This window comes from Burkholderia sp. Tr-20355, from assembly GCF_017104685.1.
Classification (GTDB): Bacteria; Pseudomonadota; Gammaproteobacteria; order Burkholderiales; family Burkholderiaceae; genus Burkholderia; species Burkholderia seminalis.
On sequence record NZ_JAAGPK010000411.1, the window covers coordinates 1 to 650 of the forward strand.

Sequence of the window (650 nt, forward strand, 5' to 3'; positions counted from 1 at the left end):
TTCGGCGCGGGCTTTGGCGGCGTCACGCTCGCCGTGGTCGTCGTATCGGGTTTCGCGGCCGGCTTGGGCGCGGGCGCCGGTACGGGTGCCGGCGCGGCCGCAACGGCCGTGTCGGATGCCGGCGGTTCGTCATGCGCGACGCCTGCCTGCACGTCGGCCGCATCGTCGTCACGCGGCGCGACCGCCTGGTGCGCGGGCCGGTTCGGGATGTCGATCGCGATGTCGTCCGTGACGGGCTTCGGGTGTGAATCGAGCACCATCGGCAGCACGATCACGGCCGCCACGACGAGCGCGATCGCGCCGACGAGGCGACGGCGCGCGCGTTGCTTTTCTGGAAGGGTCGGATCGAGGAGCAGTGCGTCCGATTCCGGACGCTCGGTGCGGCGCGAGCGGCGCTCGACGCGCTCGGTGGTGCGCTCCGTGCGCACGTTCCGGGAGGTCCCGGTGCGACCGCCGCGCCGCGAGGGCGCGTCGTCGTCTTTTTTGCCGAACGAGAAAATTCCCATGAATGGCTGAGTCCGAAACTGCCCGTCAGTCAGTGTTGCTGCGATTTACGGTAGGCCAGCACGCCGGCAACCGTATGGAAACTGCCGAAAACCACGATTCTATCATTCTCGGATGCTCTTTTTAGTGCATCGCGAAACGCTTCT

Annotated in this window: 1 pseudogene; it reads right to left on the minus strand. The window is 67.5% G+C overall.

Annotation, left to right across the window (positions count from 1 at the left end):
- Positions 1-506: pseudogene (locus G3N62_RS35670) on the minus strand (sporulation protein); the annotation flags it as partial.
- Positions 507-650 lie beyond the last annotated feature (144 nt).